The sequence below is a fragment of the Chryseobacterium sp. AC405b genome (genome assembly GCF_979258685.1).
In genome coordinates, this window is record NZ_OZ409877.1 from 2,880,906 (window position 1) to 2,905,512 (window position 24,607).

At 33.8% G+C, this 24,607-nt stretch carries 24 protein-coding genes, 1 other RNA gene and 1 pseudogene; 4 read left to right on the forward strand and 22 right to left on the reverse strand.

Translation table 11 applies throughout. The features are described 5' to 3' along the window. Positions 1-98 precede the first annotated feature (98 nt). Positions 99-755, forward strand: a complete 657-nt coding sequence (locus ACZZZA_RS13805) for an NAD(P)H-binding protein (RefSeq protein ID WP_463432677.1) — start codon at positions 99-101, stop codon at positions 753-755. A gap of 85 nt (positions 756-840) precedes the next feature. Here ACZZZA_RS13805 and ACZZZA_RS13810 read toward each other — a convergent pair whose 3' ends face one another. The 10 genes from ACZZZA_RS13810 to ACZZZA_RS13855 form a co-directional block, all read right to left on the reverse strand. After that, positions 841-1,419: a glutathione peroxidase gene (locus tag ACZZZA_RS13810; RefSeq protein ID WP_463432679.1), complete on the reverse strand. Its 579-nt coding sequence runs from the start codon at positions 1,417-1,419 to the stop codon at positions 841-843. 28 nt (positions 1,420-1,447) lie between these two features. Next, entirely contained in the window at positions 1,448-2,110 is a 663-nt protein-coding gene (locus ACZZZA_RS13815) for a histidine kinase (protein ID WP_463432681.1), read from the reverse strand. A gap of 70 nt (positions 2,111-2,180) precedes the next feature. Next, the gene (gene kdsB, locus ACZZZA_RS13820) at positions 2,181-2,909 is read right to left on the reverse strand and encodes a 3-deoxy-manno-octulosonate cytidylyltransferase (RefSeq protein WP_463432683.1); all 729 of its coding nucleotides are present in this window, start codon (positions 2,907-2,909) and stop codon (positions 2,181-2,183) included. Between the two features lie 106 nt (positions 2,910-3,015). Next, complete coding sequence (locus ACZZZA_RS13825; protein WP_463432685.1) at positions 3,016-4,269, reverse strand: pyridoxal phosphate-dependent aminotransferase; 1,254 nt, start codon at positions 4,267-4,269, stop codon at positions 3,016-3,018. 46 nt (positions 4,270-4,315) lie between these two features. Beyond that, positions 4,316-4,672: a four helix bundle protein gene (locus ACZZZA_RS13830; protein WP_463432687.1), complete on the reverse strand. Its 357-nt coding sequence runs from the start codon at positions 4,670-4,672 to the stop codon at positions 4,316-4,318. Between the two features lie 32 nt (positions 4,673-4,704). Continuing rightward, positions 4,705-6,420: a phospho-sugar mutase gene (locus ACZZZA_RS13835; protein ID WP_463432689.1), complete on the reverse strand. Its 1,716-nt coding sequence runs from the start codon at positions 6,418-6,420 to the stop codon at positions 4,705-4,707. Between the two features lie 33 nt (positions 6,421-6,453). Further along, the gene (locus ACZZZA_RS13840; protein WP_463432691.1) at positions 6,454-7,008 is read right to left on the reverse strand and encodes a hypothetical protein; all 555 of its coding nucleotides are present in this window, start codon (positions 7,006-7,008) and stop codon (positions 6,454-6,456) included. 9 nt (positions 7,009-7,017) lie between these two features. Then, positions 7,018-7,719: a GIN domain-containing protein gene (locus ACZZZA_RS13845; protein WP_463432693.1), complete on the reverse strand. Its 702-nt coding sequence runs from the start codon at positions 7,717-7,719 to the stop codon at positions 7,018-7,020. A 1-nt stretch (position 7,720) separates the two neighbouring features. Then, positions 7,721-8,671 carry a glycosyltransferase family 2 protein gene (locus ACZZZA_RS13850; RefSeq protein WP_463432695.1) on the reverse strand — a complete coding sequence of 317 codons (951 nt, stop codon included), beginning with the start codon at positions 8,669-8,671 and terminating at the stop codon, positions 7,721-7,723. A gap of 16 nt (positions 8,672-8,687) precedes the next feature. Then, on the reverse strand, positions 8,688-9,281 hold the full coding sequence (locus ACZZZA_RS13855) for a DUF4199 domain-containing protein (protein ID WP_463432697.1): 594 nt from the start codon (positions 9,279-9,281) through the stop codon (positions 8,688-8,690). Between the two features lie 132 nt (positions 9,282-9,413). On the opposite strand from ACZZZA_RS13855, the gene ffs reads away from it, so the two are divergent. Beyond that, positions 9,414-9,511: signal recognition particle sRNA small type (gene ffs / locus ACZZZA_RS13860), an RNA gene on the forward strand. A gap of 67 nt (positions 9,512-9,578) precedes the next feature. On the opposite strand, the gene ACZZZA_RS13865 is transcribed toward ffs, so the two are convergent. From ACZZZA_RS13865 to gyrA, 7 genes are all read right to left on the reverse strand, one after another. Further along, entirely contained in the window at positions 9,579-10,265 is a 687-nt protein-coding gene (locus tag ACZZZA_RS13865) for a metal-dependent hydrolase (RefSeq protein WP_463432699.1), read from the reverse strand. A 60-nt stretch (positions 10,266-10,325) separates the two neighbouring features. Further along, entirely contained in the window at positions 10,326-11,255 is a 930-nt protein-coding gene (gene menA, locus ACZZZA_RS13870) for a 1,4-dihydroxy-2-naphthoate octaprenyltransferase (protein WP_463432701.1), read from the reverse strand. Positions 11,256-11,267: 12 nt separating this feature from the next. Beyond that, positions 11,268-12,767, reverse strand: coding sequence for a PH domain-containing protein (locus ACZZZA_RS13875; RefSeq protein ID WP_463432703.1), 1,500 nt, complete (start codon positions 12,765-12,767; stop codon positions 11,268-11,270). Next, on the reverse strand, positions 12,751-13,296 hold the full coding sequence (locus ACZZZA_RS13880) for a PH domain-containing protein (RefSeq protein WP_463432705.1): 546 nt from the start codon (positions 13,294-13,296) through the stop codon (positions 12,751-12,753). Before ACZZZA_RS13880 ends, ACZZZA_RS13875 begins: the two co-directional genes overlap by 17 nt. Before the next feature lie 96 nt (positions 13,297-13,392). Next, the gene (locus ACZZZA_RS13885; protein WP_219969150.1) at positions 13,393-14,229 is read right to left on the reverse strand and encodes a 1,4-dihydroxy-2-naphthoyl-CoA synthase; all 837 of its coding nucleotides are present in this window, start codon (positions 14,227-14,229) and stop codon (positions 13,393-13,395) included. A gap of 225 nt (positions 14,230-14,454) precedes the next feature. Continuing rightward, on the reverse strand, positions 14,455-15,513 hold the full coding sequence (locus ACZZZA_RS13890) for a tetratricopeptide repeat protein (protein WP_463432707.1): 1,059 nt from the start codon (positions 15,511-15,513) through the stop codon (positions 14,455-14,457). 23 nt (positions 15,514-15,536) lie between these two features. After that, positions 15,537-18,128 (reverse strand): DNA gyrase subunit A, encoded by a 2,592-nt coding sequence (gene gyrA / locus ACZZZA_RS13895; protein WP_463432709.1) that lies wholly within the window; start codon positions 18,126-18,128, stop codon positions 15,537-15,539. Positions 18,129-18,276: 148 nt separating this feature from the next. Between gyrA and ACZZZA_RS13900 the strand changes: the two genes are divergently transcribed. Then, entirely contained in the window at positions 18,277-18,591 is a 315-nt protein-coding gene (locus ACZZZA_RS13900; protein WP_463432711.1) for a DUF4286 family protein, read from the forward strand. A gap of 46 nt (positions 18,592-18,637) precedes the next feature. Here the strand turns inward: ACZZZA_RS13900 and ACZZZA_RS13905 are convergent, their stop codons facing one another. The 5 genes and pseudogenes from ACZZZA_RS13905 to uvrA all read right to left on the reverse strand — a co-directional run bounded on the left by ACZZZA_RS13905 (position 18,638) and on the right by uvrA (position 23,574). After that, the gene (locus ACZZZA_RS13905; protein ID WP_463432713.1) at positions 18,638-18,826 is read right to left on the reverse strand and encodes a quinol oxidase subunit 4; all 189 of its coding nucleotides are present in this window, start codon (positions 18,824-18,826) and stop codon (positions 18,638-18,640) included. Between the two features lie 121 nt (positions 18,827-18,947). Continuing rightward, positions 18,948-19,442, reverse strand: coding sequence for an N-acetyltransferase family protein (locus ACZZZA_RS13910; protein ID WP_463432715.1), 495 nt, complete (start codon positions 19,440-19,442; stop codon positions 18,948-18,950). A gap of 2 nt (positions 19,443-19,444) precedes the next feature. Further along, positions 19,445-19,956, reverse strand: a pseudogene (locus ACZZZA_RS13915) (DUF421 domain-containing protein). A 109-nt stretch (positions 19,957-20,065) separates the two neighbouring features. Continuing rightward, the gene (locus ACZZZA_RS13920) at positions 20,066-20,470 is read right to left on the reverse strand and encodes a hypothetical protein (RefSeq protein WP_463432717.1); all 405 of its coding nucleotides are present in this window, start codon (positions 20,468-20,470) and stop codon (positions 20,066-20,068) included. Positions 20,471-20,745: 275 nt separating this feature from the next. Then, entirely contained in the window at positions 20,746-23,574 is a 2,829-nt protein-coding gene (uvrA, locus tag ACZZZA_RS13925; RefSeq protein ID WP_463432719.1) for an excinuclease ABC subunit UvrA, read from the reverse strand. Positions 23,575-23,770: 196 nt separating this feature from the next. Here uvrA and ACZZZA_RS13930 point away from each other — a divergent pair, with 196 nt between their 5' ends. After that, a complete protein-coding gene (locus ACZZZA_RS13930; RefSeq protein ID WP_463432721.1) occupies positions 23,771-24,340 on the forward strand; it encodes a Crp/Fnr family transcriptional regulator in 570 nt (189 codons plus the stop codon). The last annotated feature ends 267 nt before the right edge of the window (positions 24,341-24,607 follow it).

The window sequence follows — 24,607 nt, forward strand, 5'->3', positions numbered from 1 at the left end:
TATTGTAGTAAAATAATTAATTTTAAACTTTGGTCTAAATTTAGTAAATTTAAGAAAGAAATCTCATGATTTTTTAACAACCATAAATCAAGATTTTTATGAAAGCTTTGGTCATTGGTGCGTCGGGCGCTACAGGAAAAGATTTGGTAAAACAATTACTGAATGATAATGATTTTGAGCAAGTAGATGTTTTTGTAAGAAAGCCTTTAAATATTCAGAACGAAAAACTAAAAACTCATGTTGTGAATTTTGAAAAACCTGAAGAATGGAAAAATGACGTGAAAGGTGATGTCGCATTTTCATGTTTGGGAACAACACTAAAAGATGCCGGAAGTAAAGAAGCCCAAAGAAAAGTCGATTACGATTATCAATTTCAGTTTGCCAAAGCCGCAAAAGAAAATAATGTAGAAGATTATATTTTAGTTTCTGCTTATGGAGCCAATCCATATTCTAAAATTTTTTATTCTAAAATGAAAGGAGAATTGGAAGTGGCAGTCAAAAATTTGCATTTCAATAAAATCACCATTTTTAAACCGGGAATGCTTGAAAGAAAAGATTCTGAAAGATCAGGCGAAGTTTTAGGAAGCAGAATCATCAAATTTGCGAATAAAATCGGACTTTTTGAAAGTCAGAAACCTTTACCTACAGAGATTTTGGCAAAAGCAATGATCAATTCATCAAAGATTAAAAGCAATGGATATTCGAGTGTAAAACTTGGGAATATTTTTGCATTTGCAGAAAAAAACAATGAATGATCTTCAGTTATTATGAATTCAAAACAAAAACTCCGCTTAGAACATTTTCTAAGCGGAGTTTTTTGTTTATTATTAGAACTATTTTTTACTTCAAATATTTTGTAATTGCCTCATCAGTAGGTTTCGTTGTACTTACAAAAGAATCAACCAACTTACCGTTTTCATCCACCAGAAACTTTGTGAAATTCCATTTAATATTGGTGTCTTTTACTCCGTTTAATTCCTTTTCAGTCAGATACTTAAAGATTGGAGCGGTATCATCACCTTTCACGGAAACTTTTGAAGCTAACGGAAAAGTTACTCCGAAATTCTTCTGACAAAAAGCTCCGATTTCAACATCTGATCCAGGTTCTTGTCCGCCAAAATTGTTTGCAGGAAATCCTATAACAACAAGTTTATCTTTGTACTCGTTTGATAACTGCTCAAGATCAGCATATTGTGGTGTAAAACCACATTCTGATGCAGTGTTGACGATCAGAATTTTCTTTCCTTTGAAATCGGCAAAATTAATTTCTTTACCTTCCTCAAGTGCTGCAACTTTGTAATCATAAATTGTTTTTCCCATGAGTTCTTTACTTTTAGCTTTTGACACCTCTGTTTTCTTCTGCGCACAGCTGTTGATAAAAGCAACAAAAGAAAGCATTATTAAAAAAATCTTTTTCATAATATAAATATCTATAATTTGTTAAAATCTAAAACTTAAAAATATTGGCTGGAAATACTTTATTAATCTCAACTTTATTTAAAAGAATAACGTAATCACCATCTTTTTTTGAACTTGAAGATTCTATTCTGAAAGGCATGATCAGATTACCTACTTTTTTATAATCTGAATAATTCAGAGTTTCATCTTTTTTGGTTTCTTTTAAAAGCATAAAAGATTTGGTATCAAAGTAATATAAATTTTTATTCACATTTTTTGTCAGTTCAACTTTGTGACAATAGATGTCTCCCACTTTTTCTTTGCCTAGATATTTTGCCTCAAAACCTTTATTTTCCCAATCGATAAAATCGTTATCAAAACTTTCAGAAACATATTCAGGATATACCTGAAGTTTATTGGTTGCATAATTCATTGCATAACCTCTATTGCCGTCATAACCTTCAATTGCGGTATCTTTTCCGTTAATTGTAAGAACAGTTTTGGTCAAATTTGGGCGTTGCTGATAAATTTTTATAGGATATTCATCTTTTATACCTAAAATTACTTTTCCCTGAAGTAATACTGAATTTAAAAGCTTCCAACTCGTTAATCCTCCGGACAATTCGATGTTTTTATCAATAATTTCTTTAGCCGTCTGAGCGAAAGACCATTGCGAAAATATAAGGACGAAAACCAAAAGTAATTTCTTCATTCAATCAATTTATAAATTCAAATATAAGCTTTTATTAATTTACCAATGCATCAGTTGAGCAGTTTACCAATTAATTGGATAGTAATTTTCTGGCTTTTTCAAGATCTTCAGGTGTATCGATTCCAACTCCTATGAAATTAGTTTCTAGCAGCTTGATTTTCATGCCATATTCCAAATAACGGATGCATTCTATTTTTTCTGAAATTTCTAAAGGCTTCATTTCTAATTTTGAAAACTGTAGCAAAGCATGTTTTCTGAAAGCGTAAACGCCAATATGCTTAAAATAATTAACATCATAAGAGGTTTCACGATGAAAGGGAATTACGGAGCGACTGAAATACAATGCAAAGCCATTATTATCGGTAATTACTTTTACATTATTCGGGTTTTCAATCTCCTCTTTTTCAGTCAATTGTATTTTTAACGAAGCTAAAGAAATTTCCTGATTTTCATCTTCTTTAAAAACTTCGATTAATTGCTTTAAAGGTTCTAATTTTAAAAATGGTTCGTCTCCCTGAACATTGATGACGATATCACAATCAATATTCTGAACGGCTTCTGCAATACGGTCACTTCCCGTTTCGTGTTGCCCTGTCATGACAGCTTTTCCGCCGTGATTTTGAATTTCACTGAAAATAATTTCAGAATCTGTTGCTACAAAAACTTCATCGAACAAACCTGTTTCTACAACATTTTGATACGTCGTTGCAATGACTGTTTTTTCTCCTAAAATCTGCATCAGCTTTCCGGGAAAACGGCTGGCTTCGTAACGTGCAGGGATGACAGCGATGATTTTCATAAGTTTTATTCTTAAAAAATGCTTCAAATCAATTCTGCACAACAATTCCAAAATCATATTATAAGAATCGTCTAGCTGAAAAAAGCTGAAGCATTTTTATTTTAAATTATTGCAAATTATTTAAAGCATTCTCCAATTTCGGCATCATCAGTTCAATTTCGCTGATATCTAAACCTCCTACTGAAGCTCTGAACCAAGGTTCGGTTTTATCCTCCCCAAATGCGGAAAAAGGAACTAAAGCAACTCCTGCATCATTGATTAAATAAAATACTAAATCAGATGAATTTTCAATAACAGAACCGTCGGGTTTTGTTTTTCCAATATAATTTAATTTGATGGTCAGATAAAGAGCTCCCATTGGCTCGATACTTTCTACCGCCAAGCCTTTGCCTTTCAAATTCTGAATTCCGTTGTGAAGGACTTTTAAACTCGCTTCAAGTTTACCTTTAAATTCTTCTACAAAAGTATCAACGTTTTCTGCATTTTCATAAAATTTCGCAGTGGCTTCCTGCTCCGGTTTTGGTGCCCAAGCTCCAACATGGGTAAGAAGTGCTTTCATTTTGTCGATGATATGCATCGGACCAAATCCCCAACCAACACGAACTCCCGTTGCAGCCAGACATTTAGAAATTCCGTCAATGTAAATGGTATATTCTTTCATTTCAGGGAAAAGTGATACAGGATCAACATGTTTTGCTCCGAAAGTCAGATTAGAGTATATCTGATCGTACATCAGGTACAATGGCTTTTCGTCTGCACCTCTATTTTTGTTTTCTTCCAATACCATTTCACAGATTTCTCTTAGTTGAGCTTCTGTAAACATCGTTCCGGTAGGGTTTAGAGGTGAACAAAGTGCTAATAAAACAGCACCATCCAAGTGAGGTCTAAGCTCGTCTGCAGTTGGAAGGAAATTATTTTCAGGCGTTGTTTTTACTTCAACAGCATCAGCAGAAGTTAAGTACGCATAATGATTGTTATTCCAGGATGGTGTCGGATAAATTACTTTATCACCTTCGTCAACGATTACTTTATAAACAGCATAAATCAATGGTCTGGAACCTGCTGTGATCAAAATATCATTCGCATCATAATCAAGATTCCATCTCCTTTTCAAGTCTTTAGAAACCTCTTTTCTTAAAGATAAAAGTCCGTTTGCCGGCGGATAATTGGTTAAATTATTTTGATATGCTTTCTGAATTTCTTCCTTCAACTGTGCAGGAATCGGATACAGATTAGAATTCAGGTCGCCAATGGTAAGGTTGGCTATTTCTGCTCCTTTTGCCTTTAAATCATTAACTTCATTACCAATTTTTACAATTTCAGAACCGATCAGGTTCGCCGCTAATTTTGAAACTTTCACTTTATTTATTATTAGATGTTAAATGTTATAAGTTATTAATTATGAATTATGAGTTTTTACTCTTTGTAGTTATAATAATACTTCTCAATATTCTTAAAATTTCTATCGCAGGATTTCTTAATTTTTCAAATTCTTCTTTTGAAATATATTGAGTTTCAAATAAAAGTTCTAGCCAATAAATTGTTTCGTCACATTCTTTTTGAGAGATGGATAATTTATGTATAAAATCTAATCTACTTTGTGCATTTAAAGCTTCACGAACATTTGCTCCTACTGAAGTTCCAGAGCGTAAAAGTTGTTTAGATAAAACATATTCTTTTTTATCAACTGTAAACTTTCTATAAAAATTGACAATAATTACAGCGAAATCAAAACTTTTTTTACCAACAATGCTTTCACTCATAATTTATAATTCAAAACTTATAACTAATTATATTAATTTAACTGAAGATCTTTTCTTACTTCTTCTATTTTTTCTTTCAAAGATTTTAGGGTTGATTCAAAATCTTCTTTTGAGTTTAAATTTTGTTTTACAGAAACATAGAACTTAATTTTCGGCTCTGTTCCTGAAGGTCTTACGCAAACTTTTGTTCCGTCTTGTGTATAATAAATCAAAACATTAGATTTTGGAATATCGTCCATCACATGTTTTTTATTTTCAGAAACTATATAATTCGTTTGCTCTTTAAAGTCTTTTACTTCTTCAACTGGCGAACCTGCCAATGATTTTGGCGGATTTTCACGGAAATTCTTCATCATATTCTGAATTTCCTCTGCACCGTCTCTGCCTTTTTTCGTCACATTGATTAATCCTTCATAGTACATTCCGGTTTCCTGATAAATCTCAATCAGGTATTCGTACATTGTTTTTCCGTTGGCTTTACACCACGCTGCAATTTCGCAGGCCAAAACAATACTTCCGCAAGAATCCTTATCGCGAACGAAGTCTCCGGTCATAAAACCGAAACTCTCTTCACCACCACAAACAAACTTTTCTTGACCTTCAAAATCACGAATCATTTTCCCGATCCATTTAAAGCCTGTTAAACCCACTTTACAGTCGACACCGAATTTTTCAGCAATATCAAAGAAGATGTCAGAAGTTACAATGGTAGAACCAATAAATTCTTTTCCGGTAATTCTACCCTGCTTTTTCCATTGGTCTAAAATATAGTATGTTAAAATCGTATTACATTGGTTTCCATTCAATAACTGAATTTCTCCCTCCAGATTTCTAACTGCAATACCCAATCTGTCACCATCCGGATCTGTTCCGATGACGATGTCTGCGTTGGTGATTTTAGCTAAGTCCATTGCCATTTCCAATGCTGCAGGTTCTTCCGGATTGGGAGAAGCTACCGTTGGGAAATTACCACTTGGAATCATTTGTTCCTTCACCAAATCGATTTTCTTGAAACCCGCTTTTTCTAAAGCCTGAGGAACTGTTGTGTAAGTTGTTCCGTGAATTGAAGTGAAAACGATATTCAAATTTCCTTTTTCAACATTCTGATACGATGAATTTTCGATACAAGCATCAATATAAACTTCATCCTGCTCCTCTCCGATCCATTCGATCAAATCATCATTTCCATCAAATTTGATTTCTTCAAACTTTACAGAATATACTTCATTAATAATCGCTTCATCATGTGGCGGAACGATTTGTGCACCGTCATTCCAATATACTTTATAACCGTTATATTCTGGCGGATTGTGAGAAGCCGTTAACACAATTCCTCCATTACATTTCTTGTCACGAACTGTGAAAGATAATTCCGGAGTCGGTCTGTGGTTTTTAAACAAAAGAACTTTGATTCCGTTTGCCGTTAAAACATCCGCAACCAGTTTTCCGAATTCTTTTGAGTTATTTCTTACATCATAAGCAATCGCAACACTGATGCTTTCACCTGGAAATTGCTGTAACATATAATTCGCAAGTCCCTGTGTAGCTTGACCTAACGTGTACTTATTTAAACGATTAGTTCCAACACCCATAATCCCACGCATTCCTCCTGTACCAAATTCTAATTCTCTGTAAAAAGAATCTTCTAAGTCTGGAGAATTGCTGTCGATTAATAGTTGAAGAGCGTCTCTCGTTTCTTTATCGAAGGTATCACTCAACCAAAGTTGTGCTTTTTCTAATGTTGTCATATTGTAGTTTGTAGCTTTATATTTTGTATTTTATCAATTATCTTTTATCAAATTTGGAAATCCAATTTCGACAGATTCAAAATCTTTTTTATTTGTGTCAAATTTATATTTTTTTGAAATCTGATATGTTGTTTTTTCAATAATATCTTCGTCAAAAATCAGATAATTTTTATCTAGATTATACTTTCCAAAATAATGACAAGTAACATGAGGTGAACTTGCAACAATCTGATAAGTTTTATTTTTATATAAATAAACTTTAAGTCTTCCGTGGATATTACTATCAACTAAAAATCTTTGCTCAGGTTCTTTTTCAGAATTAAAATAATTTAAAGAAATATGAACCGAAAAAATAAAAACCATAGCGAACAAAACATAATTGGTTATTTTATATTTTTTTCTTCTAAAATCAATACTATAAAGAATTATTATATTAATGATTATAAGAAATACAATACATGGAACAATAAACATATTATAAACAGTCGTGCAATAATCACCAGCATAAAATCTTGTGACAATTATTAATATCCAAAGCAGAATAACTAGAGTTGAATATTTGAGAATGTTTAAAATTATTTTATTCAATTTAAACAGTTAGCGTAATTTCTTGTTTTCTACCCTCGTTGTTTTATCAACCTTAAATGCTCTTATCGGATCATTATAATAGACGAACTTCGCAGTATTCTTTACTGTTCCTTTCAGCGAATCTTTTACATTGACTTCTGCATAATTGCCGTTCTGAGAATCCAAATTCAGATTGGTAATTTTCCAGTATGGAGCAATCAAACTTGCTGTATCAGAGATCTTTATCATTGCATCTTTGGTCGCACCTAAAAAATTAGCACGGCTTCTGTTCAGCATTTCCACTTCTGCTCTTCTTGTGTTCACTGAACCTATAAAAGTAGCATTATTTTTTAAATTGAGTCTAAAATTATCGGTTTTAATTTCGCTCGAAATATTCATTTCAACAGAATCTGAAAGAGAAACTTTTTCCAGATTATACTTAGAATAAATCGTCACATTATAGAAATCTACACCTTTTGTTCCTCTGCCTTCTCTGATAGAAAGTGTTTTATCATCTACGTCAACATCTAGATTATCAGCGATATTGGGATAAGTTTCAATCTCAACAAAATTCTTCAGTCCGCGCGCATAAAAGACACGGAATTTTCCGTCTAAATCTAAATTAACAAATTCTTCGACATCAATTTCCTTTTTTTCTAAATTGCCTTTCGGAGAAATGTTTCCGCACGAAACTAATGCGAAAAATGCTAATAGAAAAATAACTTTTTTCATTTTATATCACTTCATCAATATTATAATTCTTATGCTCTCTGTTGGTTCGGATAATCATTTCACCCAAAAATCCTGCAATAAACAGTAAAGTTCCCATCAGCATCATCGTCAATGCAATAAAAAACCACGGATTGTTGGTAATCAGATGTCCGTAAATTCCTCTTGCCACGTCAATTAATTTTGAAATACCCAACCAAAATGCTGAGAGAAAACCTACAATAAACATTAAAGTTCCTACAGCGCCAAAGAAATGCATCGGTCTGCCACCGAAACGACTTACAAACCAAAGGGTTACCAAATCTAAAAACCCACGAACAAATCTTTCGGTTCCGAATTTTGAAGTACCGTAAGGTCTTGCCTGATGCGGAACTTCTTTTTCTGTAATTCTTCTGAAACCCGCATTGGCAGCCAAAACAGGAATATAACGGTGCATATCTCCATATACATCGATCGATTTTACGACCTGTTTTTTATAGGCTTTCAAACCACAATTGAAGTCATGCAAATACACTCCGGAAACTTTTCTTGCCGCTGCATTGAATAGTTTTGAAGGAACATTTTTGGTCATTACATTATCAAAACGTTTCTTCTTCCAGCCGGAAACGATGTCATAATTGTCATCAACCACCATTCTGTACAGTTCAGGAATTTCTTCCGGAAAATCCTGTAAGTCGGCATCCATTGTGATAATGACATCACCGTTTGTTCTTTCAAAAGCCGCATGCAAGGCCTGAGATTTTCCATAATTTTTGGAAAATTTAATTCCGTGGATCTGTGGATGCTGAACTTTTAAATTCTCAATAATGCTCCACGATAAATCTGTACTTCCGTCGTCGATAAACCAAACTTCGTAAGATAAATTACTGGTTTTACATACATTATCAATTCTTGTAAAAAGCTCTTCGAGAGATTCTTCTTCGTTTAGCAACGGAATGACTATAGATAAATTCATTTAATTTTAATAAAAATTATTCTTCGATGATTTCTTCAGGCATTGTTTTCTTTCTGAAAAATGCCCCGAAAAATACTGACAAAACTACGTAAAATATAAGAATTGCCGCAAAATATCCTGAAAAATGACTTGCCGTTAACATATCTTTTCCCTTAATTCTTTTAGGATCAAATCTCTGAAGACCTTCCTGATATTTTTTCTCAAGTTCATCGATGTCTTTTTGATGTTTCAGAATTTTTTTTGCTGAAAGATATTCTTTATCCAATTCTGATTTCTGTCTCTGAACATATTGATAATTCAAAAGATCTTTTGCATCGGTATCAATGAAATTTAGGAAAGAAAAAATGCTTACAATTGATAATATTCCTCCTACAAACATCGGAACAAAAGCTCTTTTGAATGCTTCTTTAAAACCCATTCTGTATTTATTCCAACGGGATTTTACTGACCAAAAAGCAGCTAAGGCATAAAAAATTGGTAAAACGAAAGCATTGACTTTCAATGAAGTGTCAAAATATTCAACACCGGAAAAGAGAAAATAAACTACAAAAAAGATCAACATTGTAGCTGCATACAATAAAATTCCTAAGGTTACTGGACTTTTCGTCATAATTCAAATTTTTAGAAAAATTCTTAAAAAATATGACTCTAAATTTCAGCGATTTAGCTTTAATAAAGAGATTTTCTAGGATTTTTTCTTTAATAATATTTTTAAGTTTACAATTAATTCCTATATTTGCAACGGCAAGTCCTAAACAACCAGCTCCTGAGAACCCTCCAGGGTGGGAACGCAGCAAAGGTAATTGGTCGTAGCGGTGTGATTTAGGTAGCTTGCCATTTTTTATTTTTATAAATTAAGAGATTAAGATGATTTGATTTAAATTACTTAATCTCTTAATTTTTTTTGTTATATCTCGAAAATTTCGCCCAGTTTTGGAAGTATCAATTCCACATTTTTCTTTTTAAATTGATTCAAAGCATTCTCATGATCAATTTCGATTGCAGGAAAAGTATCAAAATGACATCCGATAACTTTTGGAGTTTTTAATAATTCTGAAGCTGCAAAAGCTGCTTTTCTGGAGCACATCGTATAATGACCGCCAATCGGAAGAATTGATAAGTCTAAATTTCCGTATAACTGCGGAAATAACTGCATATCTGCCATAACTCCGGTATCCCCTGCCAAATACACGTTTTTACCTTCCGGAAGTCTGAAAATATATCCTACAGGAACTCCACCATAACTTCCGTCCGGGAATGAGCTTGTGTGATGAGCAGGAACCATTGAGATTTTAAGATCATCAATTTTTGCAGATCCTCCTAAGTTTACATCATCCTTATTTTTTGCATTTTTATAGTAAGCACAGATTTCTGGCTGACCGATCACTGTAGCTTCAGGATAATGTTGCAAAACCTCTTCTACATCAGCAATATGATCGCCATGAGCATGAGTTATAAGAATATAATCGATTTTTTGAGCAGAAATATCAAATCCTGATTCTGCTTTTTTGTAATTGTAAAAAGGATCACAAAGTATTGTTTTGTCTTTGTATGTGAACAGGAAACAGTTTTGTCCTAAGTATTGTATTTTCATTTTATATTTGTTTAGAGTTTATTTAAAAAATCTGTATTGTTGTATTGATCCAAGAATATATTAACTAAAAAAATTGAGTCCAATAGCGGTAAAAACAGCCATCATAAAAGTGATAATTCCGACTTGTTTTAAGAAAGGATCAAGCTCTCTAGGTTCTTTTACTTCCATTATTTTTCTTCTCAGTTTTGCCATTGGAATAATCAGAATCATGACGATAAAAACATAATATTTCTGTGATTGGATAAAACCATTTATTCCCAAAAAGATAAGAATTAAGATCAACGGAAACTGCAACAAAATCATTTCGTAAATCATTGCATTTTTAATGCCCATTCTAAGCGCCAAACTTTTTTTACCTGATAACCTGTCGCTTTCGATATCGCGCATATTATTGAGGTTCAAAACTGCCATACTTAACATTCCAACAGCTGCTCCGGGTAAAAGTATGTCCCAACTGAACGTTTTGGTGAAAAGAAAATAACTTCCGCAAACAGAAACCAGTCCAAAGAAAATAAATACAAAAATATCTCCTAATCCCATGTAACCATAAGGTTTTTTGCCTACGGTATAACCAATTGCTGCCAAAATACTCGCAACACCCAAACCAATGAAAATATAAAATTCATTCATATGATCCGGAATGAAAGCCAAATATAAAAGTGCTACAGTTGCCACAAAAGATAAAACTGAAAAAAGAATGACTGCATTTTTCATCTGCTTTGCTGTTATTTTTCCTGATGCTACAGCTCTGGACTCTGCTTCATTCATTCTTTTTGCATCTGTTCCTTTCACACCATCACCGTAATCATTGGCGTAATTTGACAAAACCTGATAGAGTAAAGTGACCAATAATGCCAAAGCAAAAATTTTCCAGTCCCAGGTTCCACCTTCTCCCCAGAGTCTCCATTTTGCGATGAATGATCCCATGATTATCCCGCTCAGAGAAAGCGGTAACGTTCTAAGCCTTGCAGCTTTTATCCAATCTGACATTAAATTTTTTGTTTAATTATTCTTAGAATTTTCAATTTTATACACACAGTAATTCAACAGTTTTTTAAGTTTAAAAAAATCTAATGCGACAATTTTAAAACTTCCTGCAGACGTATAAAAAGTGATACTTCCCAAGTTTGTTTTCTTTTGCCAAAAATACTGAGAAATTTTCACAGTCTGAAGCTTTTCTATCTCAAAAGTTCGGTTATCAATGTCCCAAATTCCTGATTTAAGCCTGATCAATCTTTTGTTGTAAAACAATTTTAAATTTCTGAATGAAATCAAAATAATCAATTCTACCAAGACTACATATATTAGTACTAATAACCAATAGTTTAACAATAAATCTCTGTTAATGATGAATACCAAAATAAATGGCATTGCAATCCATACAAAAGTATTTACAATGACCAATCTGAAATTAGGCTTTAAACCCTCAGTAAAATTTGGGACTTCATGGTATATTGCTGAAATAAGTTTTGTTTTTTCATTTTTATTGATTCCCGGAACTGCAGAAACATTTTTTCCTTCTTCGTTTTTTCCAATCTGCAAAAATTTCACAAAAGAAACATTCATTTTTTTCTGAATCCAGTTTTGGGTCTCGGTAATCACCTGAACTTTAGATTTGCTTACAATTGAATTTCTGGTATTGAACAAACCGTATTCGAAAGAAAAACTTTTATCGTTTTCGGTAATTTTAAAATTGAAAAATTTAATGATCGTACGGATGGCGTTAATAAGAATTCCTAAAATAATGACGACTAAAATAATGCCTAAAATGACAGGAACAGAAAATGCCAAAAACTGAGATTCTACCGTATCATAATCTAGCTGTGTCTCAAATTCTGCCTTTTTGAGAAAATTGGTAAGCTCTGAGAAACCGTAAATAATCAAACTTATTAAAGCAAAAAAACTTTGAATATAATTAGCTGTAATTCCATATTTTAAGATACTTAATGTTGAAATTTTTAAAGAACGAATATCCTTCACTTCTTCATTTACAGAAGTTTCACCAAATTCTTCGCTTTTCTTTTCAAATTGTTTTTCCGACAAAAGATATTTCTTCAGATCTACAGCATTTTCTTTCGTTAAAGCAGAAATCTTCACTTCTTTATCAGAACTTCCCGGTGTATCAATTTCCAATTTATAAATATTGAAAAAACGATGGATAAAAGGTTGAGAAATATTTACTTCCTGAATATTTTCTTTTTTTATCTTAGTAACAGAAGTATTGATGATTCCTTCATGAATAACAAATTCATCATTTTGTTCGTCAATATAATATTTAAAATGATAATACTGTAATACTGCAGAAACGATTATAATTAAAAGTGCCAAACCTATTGTAGACAGAATAATCCAAGATTCCATCTTATCTTTTCTTACAAAAAAAAGGATAACAAAAACCCATAAGTTTTTGATCACCATTCCCACATTGTAAAGAAAAAGCAAAACGATCCCTGTTTTGGATTGTCTTTGGGGCTGAAAAAAAGAATTAAGATTCTCTTCCATCTTCTGTTTTTTCCTGCAAAATACTTTGACGAATCAAATTGTTGATTCCTTCTGCAATGTCTTCCGGTAAACCACTGATAGAAATATCTCCACCATTAACTCCGGCTGTGTATACCGTCACAGATTTTAATTTCAATATTTTGGAGAACCACCCTTGCTCCACTTTGATGTGCTGAATTCTGTTGAAAGGAATGATCATTAAAGTTCGCTTCAACCATCCGTGCTGATACACTAAATCTTTTTCACGGAGGGCATATTTTCTAAATTTAAAACCAATGATCGCATTCAGAAAAAGAAAGCTGATAAGAATAAAAACAACCGCAATGAATACCCAAATCTGAATTAAATTAAAACTAGAATAAAGGAAATAAAAAGCCACCGAAATTGCTCCGATGATAAAAATCGAGAATAAACCAAGATTCAATAAAACAATCTTCAGATATTTTGGTGAAACAGCCATTAATTTCAAATCGCTGAAATCAGGAATTTCCAGATCAAAAATCTGAGGATTCTGAAAGTTTTGTTCCATAATTTGTAAATATCTCGCAGATATTAGAAATATTAATATTTTTATCTTCTATGATCTGCGAGATGATATTTAAAGAAAATTTTGAGGACTGAATGATCACGAAATCCATTGATCTTTTCCGAAATCAGGTTTTCTTTTTTCTAAAAATGCGTTTCTGCCTTCTTTCGCTTCTTCTGTCATGTAAGCCAAACGTGTAGCCTCACCGGCAAAAATCTGTTGCCCAACCATTCCGTCATCTGTAAGATTCATGGCAAATTTCAGCATTCTGATCGAAGTCGGAGATTTAGCTAAAATTTCCTGAGCCCATTCGTAAGCGGTATCTTCTAGTTCTTCGTGAGGAATTACAGCATTGACCATTCCCATTTCCAGAGCTTCCTGCGCAGAATAATTCCTTCCTAAAAAGAAAATTTCACGCGCTTTTTTCTGTCCGACCATTTTTGCCAAATATGCAGAACCATAACCACCGTCAAAACTCGTCACATCAGCATCAGTTTGCTTAAAAATAGCGTGTTCTTTACTCGCTAAAGTTAAATCACACACCACATGAAGTGAATGACCACCACCAACTGCCCAACCCGGAACAACTGCTATCACGGCCTTTGGCATAAAACGAATCAAACGCTGAACTTCCAGTATATTCAATCGATGTCTACCATCTTCACCTACGTAACCTTGCTGACCTCTTGCGTTCTGGTCACCACCACTGCAAAAAGCCCAACCTCCATCTTTAGAACTTGGCCCTTCTCCGGAAAGCAAAACGACACCTATCGAAGAGTCTTCGTAAGCATCATAAAAAGCATCGTATAATTCTGAGGTTGTTTTTGGCCTGAAAGCATTGCGAACTTCAGGTCTGTTGAAGGCAATTCTTGCTACACCATTACATTTTTTATAGGTAATATCTTCGTATTCTTTGACGGTTTTCCACTCGATCATTCTGTAAAAATTTTTCTCAAATATACGGAATTACAGAGAAATTTAACATTGATTTGTTAGGATAATTCTGAAAATACGCTTTACATTATCTATATAAATTACTTATTAAAACTAATAGAATTTTATGGTTTTCAAAATTCATATTAATCATTACTAAGTTTAAATGATATCCAATAAAAAACCGAAACAAAATTGCTTCGGTTTAATATTTAAATAAAAACTTAATTATTGTTTTGGCTGCTTAGCTTCAAGCTCAGCTTGCTTCGCTTTCATTTCAGCAGCTTTTGCCTGGTTTTTTGTAATTACATAGATTTCTCTCAAAGTTGTAACAGAATCGATGTTTTCAGGATTTAACTGATACCATTTTTCTGCATAAGGCAATGCTTTGCTAAATCTTTCTTTTCGCGCTTCTATTAATCTTGTAGCTTCATCAGGGTTAGATTTTCTTGATACATTTATAAGCTCAACTGCCTTCGCATCATCACCTATTAAAGTAAACACTAAATTTTGGTTAGCATTATTGCTTAATGTAGGATTATTTGTTGCGAGACTTATTGCTTTTTGAAAAGAAGCAATTGCATCTGCTTCAGTTGCAGGGTTTTTTGATTGTAAAACCCCTAAATTATACCAATTTGTAGCATCATTAGGATTTTTGGCCAATTGTTCTTTTAGATTTACTAAAAATTTATCGGTGTTTCCTGTTGCATACAAGGCTGAACCTTGATATTCCTTTAATTTTGCATTATTAGGAAATTTTGCTAAACCTTTTTCTATTAATGCTAAAGCTTCATCGTTTTTCTTTGCATTTAGTAGCAGAGTAGATAAAGTTTCATAAATTTCAGGCTCAACACTTTTAGTTTGTTCAATCTTGAAATCTGTGTAATCTTTAGAACCTGTTTTCTTTAAACCTTCCCAAATTCCTTTGTTCAGTGCAGTGACTTCACCGGTTTTAGTTTCTTTTGCAGTATATTGAGTTTGAACGCCAGTAAATCCAGAATTAGCAAGTTCAGTGTAAATTTTTATTGCTTCATCTACATTATTAGCAAGAGCATAACTCAGTCCACTATAATACATATAAATCTTATCGTCCTGGCCACTGTTCTTCATCAAGTTGTACATTTCCAAAAACTTGGGTGCTGCTACTACATAATTTTTTGCGTTATACGCATCAAATGCTGCTTTATTAGAAGCCTGTAGTTGCGCATTTACATCTTTAGCATCCTGTTTTTGTCCAAAAACAAATGCTGAAGAAATGATTGCTATACTTAAAATTAGCTTTTTCATAATAAGAATTTTAATTATTTTATTTACTCTTCAGTTTCAGAACTTTCACTAGATTCTTCTGAATCTGGTTTTTCTGAATTATTTTCTATTTCCAAAGCATCTTCATCTTCAGAAATGATTGCAGTTTCTGTACCTTCTAAAAGTTCGTCTTCTTCCACTACATCTTTATCCATTTCTACCTTTGCGATGGCTGCAATTTCGTCATTCTTTTTCAGATTGATCATTTTTACACCCTGAGTATTTCTACCCATCACACGCATCTCATTCATATTCATTCTGATAGCGACACCAGATTTATTGATAATCATCAAACCATCATCGTCCGTAACATTCTGAATAGCAATAAGATTACCTGTTTTTTCGGTAATATTTAAAGTGATAACCCCTTTTCCGCCTCTGTTGGTAATTCTATAATCTTCTACCGCAGTTCTTTTACCATATCCTTTCTCAGATACGACAAGAACCGTATCATTTTCCAAATCGTTCACAACAATCATACCAATTGCCTCATCATTATCTTCCATGCTGATCCCGCGAACTCCGATAGAACCTCTGCCGACTTCTCTCACTTTTGCTTCAGGGAAACGGATACATTTACCGTTTTTTGTAGCAATCATGATTTCAGAAGTCCCGTTGGTTAAATATGCACCCAACAACATATCATTGTCTCTGATTTCAATTGCATTTACACCATTTATTCTAGGACGTGAATAAGCTTCCAAAGACGTTTTCTTAATCGTACCATTTTTGGTTACCATTACAACGCTCATTTGGTTTACATACTCAGTATCTTTTAAATTATTGGTTCTGATGTATGCTTTAATCTTATCATCAGGCTCGATGTTGATTAGGTTTTGTACCGCTCTTCCTTTTGCAGTTTTAGAGCCTTCAGGAATTTCAAATACTCTTAACCAATAACATTTACCTTTTTCGGTAAAGAACAACATATATTGGTGATTGGTCGCAGAAACAATATACTCTAAGAAATCTGAATCTCTTGTCGTAGCAGCTTTATTTCCTACACCACCTCTGCTTTGAATTTTGTATTCTGATAGCAACGTTCTCTTTACATATCCTGCATGAGAAATTGTAAGAACTACCGCTTCATTCGGAATAATATCTTCGATAGACATTTCACCTCCTGAATAATCGATTTCTGTTCTTCTTTCGTCGCCGTATTTTTCTTTAATTTCAATTAATTCATCTTTGATAATCTGGAATCTTCTTGGTTCGTTTGCCAGGATATCTTCCAAATTATTAATTTCTTTCATAATTGCTTCATATTCATCACGGATTTTGTCAAGCTCCATTCCTGTTAAACGAGCCAAACGAAGATCCAGAATTGCCTGTGCCTGAATTTCAGACAGATCAAATTCCTGAATAATTCCCTCTTTCGCAGCCTGTGGATTGGCACTGTGACGAATAATTGCAATTGCTTTATCTAAAGAATCCTGAGTTCCGATCACCTTCATGAAACCTTCAAGAATGTGTGCTCTTTCTTTAGCTTTTTTAAGCTCGTACTCGGTTCTTCTTACAATCACCACGTGTCTGTGCTCAACAAAATGGTGAATAATATCTTTTAAATTCAGCTGTTCGGGTCTTCCGTGTACCAATGCAATATTGTTGACACTGAAAGAAGTCTGTAGTGAGGTATATTTGTATAGTAAGTTTAAAACTACATTAGGAATTGCATCATTTTTCAATTCATAAACAATACGCATTCCGTTTCTGTCAGATTCATCTCTTATTTCATAGATTCCTGGGATTTTTTCATCCTTCACCAATTCAGCAGTTCTGGCAATCATTTCCGCTTTGTTTACCTGATAAGGAATCTCCGTTACAATGATTGCATTACGGTTATGCACTTCCTCAAAGCTCACTTTTGCTCTTAGAACAACTCTTCCTCTTCCTGTGTGGAAAGCATCTCTTACCCCATCGTAACCGTAGATAATCCCACCTGTAGGAAAATCGGGTGCGATGATGTGCTGCATTAATTCATCAATTGTAATTTCTCTATTGTCAATATATGCAGTAATTGCATCTACAGCTTCAGTTAAATTATGCGGCGCCATATTGGTCGCCATACCTACTGCGATACCAGAAGTACCATTAACCAAAAGATTTGGGATTTTTGTAGGCATTACGGTAGGTTCCGTTAAGCTGTCATCAAAGTTATTTTGAAAGTCTACTGTTTCCTTGTCAAGATCTGATAATATTTCGTCTGAAATTTTCTTTAATCTTGCCTCGGTATAACGCATTGCTGCAGGCGGATCTCCATCCATTGAACCAAAGTTACCCTGTCCGTCAACCTGTGGATATCGCAAACTCCATGTTTGAGCCATTCTTACCATAGCATCATATACAGAAGAATCTCCGTGTGGGTGATATTTACCTAAAACGTCCCCTACGATTCTTGCAGATTTTAAGTGTTTTCTATTTGAAAAAACGTTCAGACCATACATCCCGTAAAGTACTCTTCTATGAACAGGTTTCAAGCCATCTCTTACATCCGGTAAAGCTCTTGAAACAATAACGGACATTGAATAATCAATATAAGAGGACTTCATTTCATCAACAATGTTGATAGGAATCAATCTTTCTCCTTCTCTTTGCATATATAACTTTTATTGTAATGATAATCAGATGTTTAAAAAACGACCCGAAAACTATTTATTTTGAATATTTAATAACGGGCTAATTTACGAAATTTTTACCGATTTTTGTCGAACTATTTATCCAAATAATCTTAAAAAATCTAAAAATATGAGCGTATTGAGCATTACCTTCCATTGTACCAAAGACAATATCGGAGAATGGGAGAATTACGTGGATGATACTCTGATTCTGATGACCGAAAATCTCATGGATGTAGAAAAATATATCTTGTCTGAAGTGCACAGCGAGTATATTGAAGACGGCAAAAACTACAATCTTCTTTTAATTTTTGACAGCGAAGAAAAACGTGAAGAATTTATGGAAAGTGAGCTGAAAAACATCACTGAGATTATAGAAAAAAAATTCGGGCAGGAAGTAATGATTTTCAATACTTTTCTTAACCCTAAAAAGACAAGGTTTTAAAATTTGAAATAAAAAATCCCCAATTATTTTGGGGATTTTTTATTTTTTAACGCCTTCCGTGATGATGTCCTCTCTTTTTAACCTGTCCGGGAGCATAGTGTTTTGCACTCCCGCCATAAATCTTTTTAGCGTGTCCCGGCGGCATTGGTCTGCTTCTGGGATGAGGCGGTGCTATGCAGGATGCTAACATTGCTATTATTAAAAATATTCCTAAACCTTTCATTAAAATTTTCATATTCCTTTTTTTAGATTTACATTCAGAGACAGGCAATGATAATGCCAAGTTTGAATTGAAAGATAAAAGAGTTTTAGTATAAAAAAATAAAGCGAATAACTTAATAGACAACCAATATTCATCAAACTATCACTTCACTTCTTCTTTCAAGCATTACGAGATCCTTCCATTCACCATGAAGTTTACCCACTTTTTCTCTAACTCCTACGGTTCGGAAACCATTTTTTAAATGAAATTTTATTGAAGCTTCATTTTCAGGAAAAATATTTGATTGGAGAGTCCAAAATCCATGGTTTTCGCTGTCAGCAATCAGCTTTTTCAACAAAAGTGTCCCTAAACCTTTGCCAACATAATTTTGATCAAAATAAATGCTTACCTCAGCAACTCCTTTGAAACATTCTCTTTTGCTTACAGGCTTTAAAGCACACCACCCTATCAATTCGCTGCTTTCGTTTTCCAAAACCCATCGGCAATCGTTGATGAAGCTTGTATTCCAAACCTCAACATTGGGAAGCTCGGTATCGAAAGTTGCAATTCCGCTTTCTATTCCCTGCTGAAAAATTTCCATCACCCGAGTTTCATCTTCAGGAAGCATTTCTCTTATTTCGTAATTCATTTTTAATGATATTTTCTTTTATTTTTTCCTTTAATTCTGGAGTAATGTGTTTGTTTATCCTTTTCATCTTCAGATATAACACTGATATTTCCGTCGACTTCCAAAATTGAAAGTTTTACATTTTTAATATTTTCCACGCCGTGTTCTCTGATGGCTTCATTGAGTTCATCAAAACTAATCTTCACTTTTCTCAAAGCCGTGTGATCTGCAATACCGTCTTTAATCAAAACTACAGGATCAGCTTCCATAAAACTTGCAAAAGATTTGTTGGAAAACATGAATCTTTTCATTGTAAAATTGGCTGTAAAAAGTACCAAAGCCGCAATCAATCCGCCCTCAAGTGAAGTATTCTCACCCACCATTGCATTTTGACTGCATTGGAAATTAAAAGTAATAAAACAACATCTCCCGCGTTCAGCTGTGAGAGCTGGTTTTTCCCAAATAAACGAATTGCAGCTACCATAAAAAGATAAACGCAGATAGAACGGATGACCACATCAAGAATAGGATTCACGATCTGTAAAATTTAAAATCAAATGTATACAATAATAGTAAATAAAAAAACTGCTTTTTCAAGCAGTTTAAAGAAATTGGATATCGTTTGTTTTATCAATTATTGCTCATTATCTGTGCGTAATATCAACAGTTACCGGCATTACGTAAGAAGATGCAATCATATTTTCATTTAGCCTTCCTGTATCTATCTTATACTGAAGATGACTTAAAACATTTTCAATTTCTTTACTCACATTTTTACAATCACCTTTTGAACGTACATTCACGATTTTCCCGTTTTCGGAAACATCAAATTTCACCTCTGACTTTACAATTCCTTCTTTGTAGTCTGAATTTGTAAAATCAAACTGATCCATCAACAAGCTTCTGATCTCATTGAATGCATCATTTTTATTGATCTGAACTTCCTCAATCGTATTGTTTGAAGTTGTCTGAGCTTTTACATTTCCCATGATTGCTGTTAATCCTAATGCGAATAGTGAAGCAACAAATATTTGGATTTTATTTTTCATATGTCTTTGATTTTAAATTAGATATTAAACTTGTTATAATTTCTATATCAAAGATATGCAAAATATTAATACAAACTTCATATTGAGTTAACATTGAGTTAACATTGAAATATAAATTATTGTTATTCAAACAATTAAATTTTAAAATAACTGAATTGTTAACATTGGGGTTTACTATTTGTGTATAAAAAAGGCTAAACTTTGTCAGTCTAGCCTTTTTATATTGTTTAGATTCCTACGGAATGACAAATATGTTTTTAAATTTAGATTATTAATCACATCTCCTTCTTCAAATACTTCCCTGTCAAACTCTTCTTCGACTTAATAATCTCTTCTGGAGTTCCTTTGGCAATAATCTCTCCACCATATTTTCCACCTTCAGGACCAACATCAATGATGTGATCTGCTAACTTGATGACGTCCATATTGTGTTCGATGATAATGAATGAATTTCCTAATTCCACCAATTTATTAATGGCATCCATCAGAATTTTTACGTCTTCAAAATGAAGTCCGGTTGTGGGTTCGTCAAGAATATATAAAGTATTTCCGGTTTGTCTTTTTGCCAGTTCTGTTGCCAGTTTGATACGCTGCGCTTCGCCTCCGGAAAGTGTAGTCGACTGCTGTCCCATGGTGATATATCCTAAACCAACATCCTGTAAAGTTTTCACTCTTGCAAAAATTTTAGGAATCGGCTGGAAGAAATCTACCGCTTCATCAATCGTCATTTCCAATACATCGGAAATTGATTTTCCCTTGTAACGAACTTCTAAAGTTTCTCTGTTGAAACGTTTCCCGTTGCAGGTTTCACAATGCACGTAAACATCGGGTAAAAAGTTCATTTCGATAACCTTTAAACCGCCTCCTTGGCAAGTTTCGCATCTTCCACCTTTTACGTTGAAAGAAAATCTTCCCGGTTTGTAGCCACGGATTTTAGATTCCGGCAGTTCTGAAAATAAATTCCTGATATCGGTAAACATTCCGCTGTAGGTTGCAGGATTCGAACGTGGCGTTCTTCCGATCGGAGTCTGGTCAACATCTACGATTTTATCAATATGATCAAGACCTTCTATTTTCTTGTAAGGCAAAGGTTCCTGAACGGCTCTGTAAAAATGCTTGTTCAGGATTGGATACAAAGTTCCATTGATTAAAGAAGATTTTCCGCTTCCAGAAATTCCTGTGACAACTACCAGTTTTCCTAACGGAATATCAAGGGTTACATTTTTAAGATTGTTTCCCGTAGCACCTTTCAGTACGATACTTTTACCATTTCCTTCTCTTCGTACTTCCGGAATGGCAATTTTTCTTTTTCCGTTGATGTAATCTGCAGTAATAGTGTCTGCTTTCAGTAAATCTGCAGGTTTTCCCTGCCAAAGAATTTCTCCACCTAATTTTCCTGCTCTCGGACCAATATCCAGAACCTCATCGGCTTCCATGATCATGTCTTTGTCGTGTTCTACAACCAAAACAGAGTTTCCGATATCACGAAGATTTTTTAGTGATTTGATCAGTCTTTCATTGTCTCTCTGGTGCAAACCAATACTCGGTTCATCCAGAATATAAAGAACGTTGACCAATTGTGAACCAATCTGCGTTGCCAGACGAATTCTCTGAGACTCTCCTCCTGAAAGGGTTTTCGAACTTCTGCTCAGACTTAAATATTCTAAACCGACATCCAGTAAAAACTGAAGTCTGGTTTCTATTTCCTTTAAAATTTCATGAGCAATAATCGCATTTTTCGGCGAAAATTTATCTTTTACATCTCTCAGCCAATCTTTTAAATCTGATAAACTCAGACCATTGATTTCAGCAATATTTTTTCCGTCGATTTTAAAGCTTAAACTTCCCGGCTGAAGACGTGTTCCTTTACAATCCGGACAGGTTTCTTCGGTCGTGAAATGTCTTTCCAGCAAAACACCTTCATACGATTCTTTCTCATCAATGATTTCTTCCATGAAAGGAATCAAACCATCGAAACTGATCTTTATTTTCTTGGTAATTCCTGCATATTTCAGGTCTTTATTAAATTCTTTGTGACAACCGTTGTACATATAATCCAACGCTTCTGCCGGAATATCTTTAAACGGAGTCGTCATGCCTAAACCGAAAATTTCCAGAATACTTTTAATCTGTGCTAGAATCCATTTATTCGATTTAATATCTTCCAAAGGCAACAGACCTCCCTGGTTGATCGACAATTTAGGATTTTCAACAAAATAATCAGTGTTGATTTTCTTGATTGTTCCTAATCCTTTACAGCTTGGGCAGCTCCCTTTCGGAGAGTTGAAAGAAAATGTATTCGGTTCCGGTAAAGCTAATGAATGTCCTGTTTCAGCATCCATTAAATTTTTTGAAAAATATTCGATTTCTGTACTTCCCAGCTTTTGAATTCCGATTACCCCTTCACCCATTTCCATTGCGGTTCTCAGTGATTTTTCCATTCTGGTTTCAGAGGCAGATTCACCAATGATCCAACGGTCTATCACGATGTCGATATCGTGGGTTTTGTAACGATCGAGTTTTAAATCATATTCAATATCCTGCAATTCGCCATCAATTCTTGCCTGTCCGTATCCTTTTTTAGCCATCTGTACGAATAATTCGTGATAATGACCTTTTCTTGAACGGACAACCGGTGCCATTAACATCAGCTTTTCGCCTTTGTAATTTTCTTTGATGGTATCAAGAATCTGATCTTCCGTATAGCTCACCAATTTCTTTCCTGATGACAGTGAATACGCATCAGAAACTCTTGCAAACAATAGACGGAGATAGTCATAAAGCTCGGTTACGGTTCCAACCGTAGAACGTGGATTTTTGTTGGTCGTTTTCTGTTCGATTGCAATTACGGGAGACAATCCTTCAATTTTATCCACATCCGGACGTTCCAGACCTCCTAAAAACTGACGTGCATAAGCTGAAAATGTTTCGATGTAACGGCGTTGACCTTCGGCAAAAATCGTATCAAAAGCCAATGAAGATTTTCCGCTTCCGGAAAGCCCGGTAATTACGACCAGTTCGTTACGCGGAATTTTGACATCAATGTTTTTAAGATTGTGTTCTCTGGCTCCGTAAACTTCTATATATTCTTTGGGTTCGTTCATAATTTAGGGTGATCTTACATGAAAATCACGATTTGCAAAATTACGGAATTTTATGGAATTTCTTTAGTTAAAAATAGTCTTGATTTCTACCATAATGACATAACTATCTTCAAAATTTTAAATAGAAATCCAATTACAACATCCCATTTTATCTTCATCAAATTTATTTAAATTTACAGTGCATTAATTCATATTCATGAACAGATTACGAAAGCATATCGAAGAAATAACTCCCGTCAGTGATGAGGAATTTGATTATATAAAAACATTTTTCACATTGAAAAACGTCCGTAAAAACCAATTTCTGCTTCATGAAGGCGACAAAGTAGAATTTGAGTTTTTGGTTTTGGAAGGAATTTATAAAGTATTTTATCTTGATGAAAACGGAAAAGAACATATTGTACAGTTTGCAAAAAAAAATTGGTGGATGAGCGACTACCCAGGCTTTTTTAAAGAAAAGAATTCAACAATGTTTGTAGAATGCCTTACAGATGGAGAAGTTCTTTGTCTCACTTTGGTAGGCAGAGAAAAATTGTCCTCAGAATTTCACAAAATGGAACATTTTTTCAGAGTAAAACTCACCAACGGATATGTCGCTCTACAGGAAAGAATAAGAATTTTGTTATCAAGTACACCACAACAGCGATACGAAGAATTTTCAAAACAGTATCCTGATTTCATCCTTCAGATTCCTAAAAAATATGTTGCGGAATATCTTGGCGTGAGCAGAGAAACATTGAGCAGACTTTATTCGAATACCAAATAGTTTATTTAAATTATTATATATGTGTAATTTTTCATAATTCTTTATTTAACGCAAAGTCAAACAAAGAATTAGAGATTTTGACCGTTTTTAAGTTATACAAAGGCGTTAACTTAATAAAGAAATACAAAGTGTTTTCAATTATGATAAAGACAATCGTAAATGATTTAAATATTTAAAGATGAGTGTGATTTCGATCACACTTTTTTTGTGACTTCCCTCCTTCTCTTCCGCATTGCAACCGCCATACATTTGCTATAGAAATTTAAA

Bases quoted from the DNA above. Each gene is read 5' to 3' on its own strand.
- ACZZZA_RS13805 (WP_463432677.1), top strand. From the start codon at position 99: ATGAAAGCTTTGGTCATTGGTGCGTCGGGCGCTACAGGAAAAGATTTG.
- ACZZZA_RS13810 (WP_463432679.1), bottom strand. From the start codon at position 1,419: ATGAAAAAGATTTTTTTAATAATGCTTTCTTTTGTTGCTTTTATCAAC.
- ACZZZA_RS13815 (WP_463432681.1), bottom strand. From the start codon at position 2,110: ATGAAGAAATTACTTTTGGTTTTCGTCCTTATATTTTCGCAATGGTCT.
- kdsB (WP_463432683.1), bottom strand. From the start codon at position 2,909: ATGAAAATCATCGCTGTCATCCCTGCACGTTACGAAGCCAGCCGTTTT.
- ACZZZA_RS13830 (WP_463432687.1), bottom strand. From the start codon at position 4,672: ATGAGTGAAAGCATTGTTGGTAAAAAAAGTTTTGATTTCGCTGTAATT.
- ACZZZA_RS13835 (WP_463432689.1), bottom strand. From the start codon at position 6,420: ATGACAACATTAGAAAAAGCACAACTTTGGTTGAGTGATACCTTCGAT.
- ACZZZA_RS13845 (WP_463432693.1), bottom strand. From the start codon at position 7,719: ATGAAAAAAGTTATTTTTCTATTAGCATTTTTCGCATTAGTTTCGTGC.
- ACZZZA_RS13850 (WP_463432695.1), bottom strand. From the start codon at position 8,671: ATGAATTTATCTATAGTCATTCCGTTGCTAAACGAAGAAGAATCTCTC.
- ACZZZA_RS13855 (WP_463432697.1), bottom strand. From the start codon at position 9,281: ATGACGAAAAGTCCAGTAACCTTAGGAATTTTATTGTATGCAGCTACA.
- ACZZZA_RS13865 (WP_463432699.1), bottom strand. From the start codon at position 10,265: ATGAAAATACAATACTTAGGACAAAACTGTTTCCTGTTCACATACAAA.
- menA (WP_463432701.1), bottom strand. From the start codon at position 11,255: ATGTCAGATTGGATAAAAGCTGCAAGGCTTAGAACGTTACCGCTTTCT.
- ACZZZA_RS13875 (WP_463432703.1), bottom strand. From the start codon at position 12,767: ATGGAAGAGAATCTTAATTCTTTTTTTCAGCCCCAAAGACAATCCAAA.
- ACZZZA_RS13880 (WP_463432705.1), bottom strand. From the start codon at position 13,296: ATGGAACAAAACTTTCAGAATCCTCAGATTTTTGATCTGGAAATTCCT.
- ACZZZA_RS13885 (WP_219969150.1), bottom strand. From the start codon at position 14,229: ATGATCGAGTGGAAAACCGTCAAAGAATACGAAGATATTACCTATAAA.
- ACZZZA_RS13890 (WP_463432707.1), bottom strand. From the start codon at position 15,513: ATGAAAAAGCTAATTTTAAGTATAGCAATCATTTCTTCAGCATTTGTT.
- gyrA (WP_463432709.1), bottom strand. From the start codon at position 18,128: ATGCAAAGAGAAGGAGAAAGATTGATTCCTATCAACATTGTTGATGAA.
- ACZZZA_RS13900 (WP_463432711.1), top strand. From the start codon at position 18,277: ATGAGCGTATTGAGCATTACCTTCCATTGTACCAAAGACAATATCGGA.
- ACZZZA_RS13905 (WP_463432713.1), bottom strand. From the start codon at position 18,826: ATGAAAATTTTAATGAAAGGTTTAGGAATATTTTTAATAATAGCAATG.
- ACZZZA_RS13910 (WP_463432715.1), bottom strand. From the start codon at position 19,442: ATGAATTACGAAATAAGAGAAATGCTTCCTGAAGATGAAACTCGGGTG.
- ACZZZA_RS13920 (WP_463432717.1), bottom strand. From the start codon at position 20,470: ATGAAAAATAAAATCCAAATATTTGTTGCTTCACTATTCGCATTAGGA.
- uvrA (WP_463432719.1), bottom strand. From the start codon at position 23,574: ATGAACGAACCCAAAGAATATATAGAAGTTTACGGAGCCAGAGAACAC.
- ACZZZA_RS13930 (WP_463432721.1), top strand. From the start codon at position 23,771: ATGAACAGATTACGAAAGCATATCGAAGAAATAACTCCCGTCAGTGAT.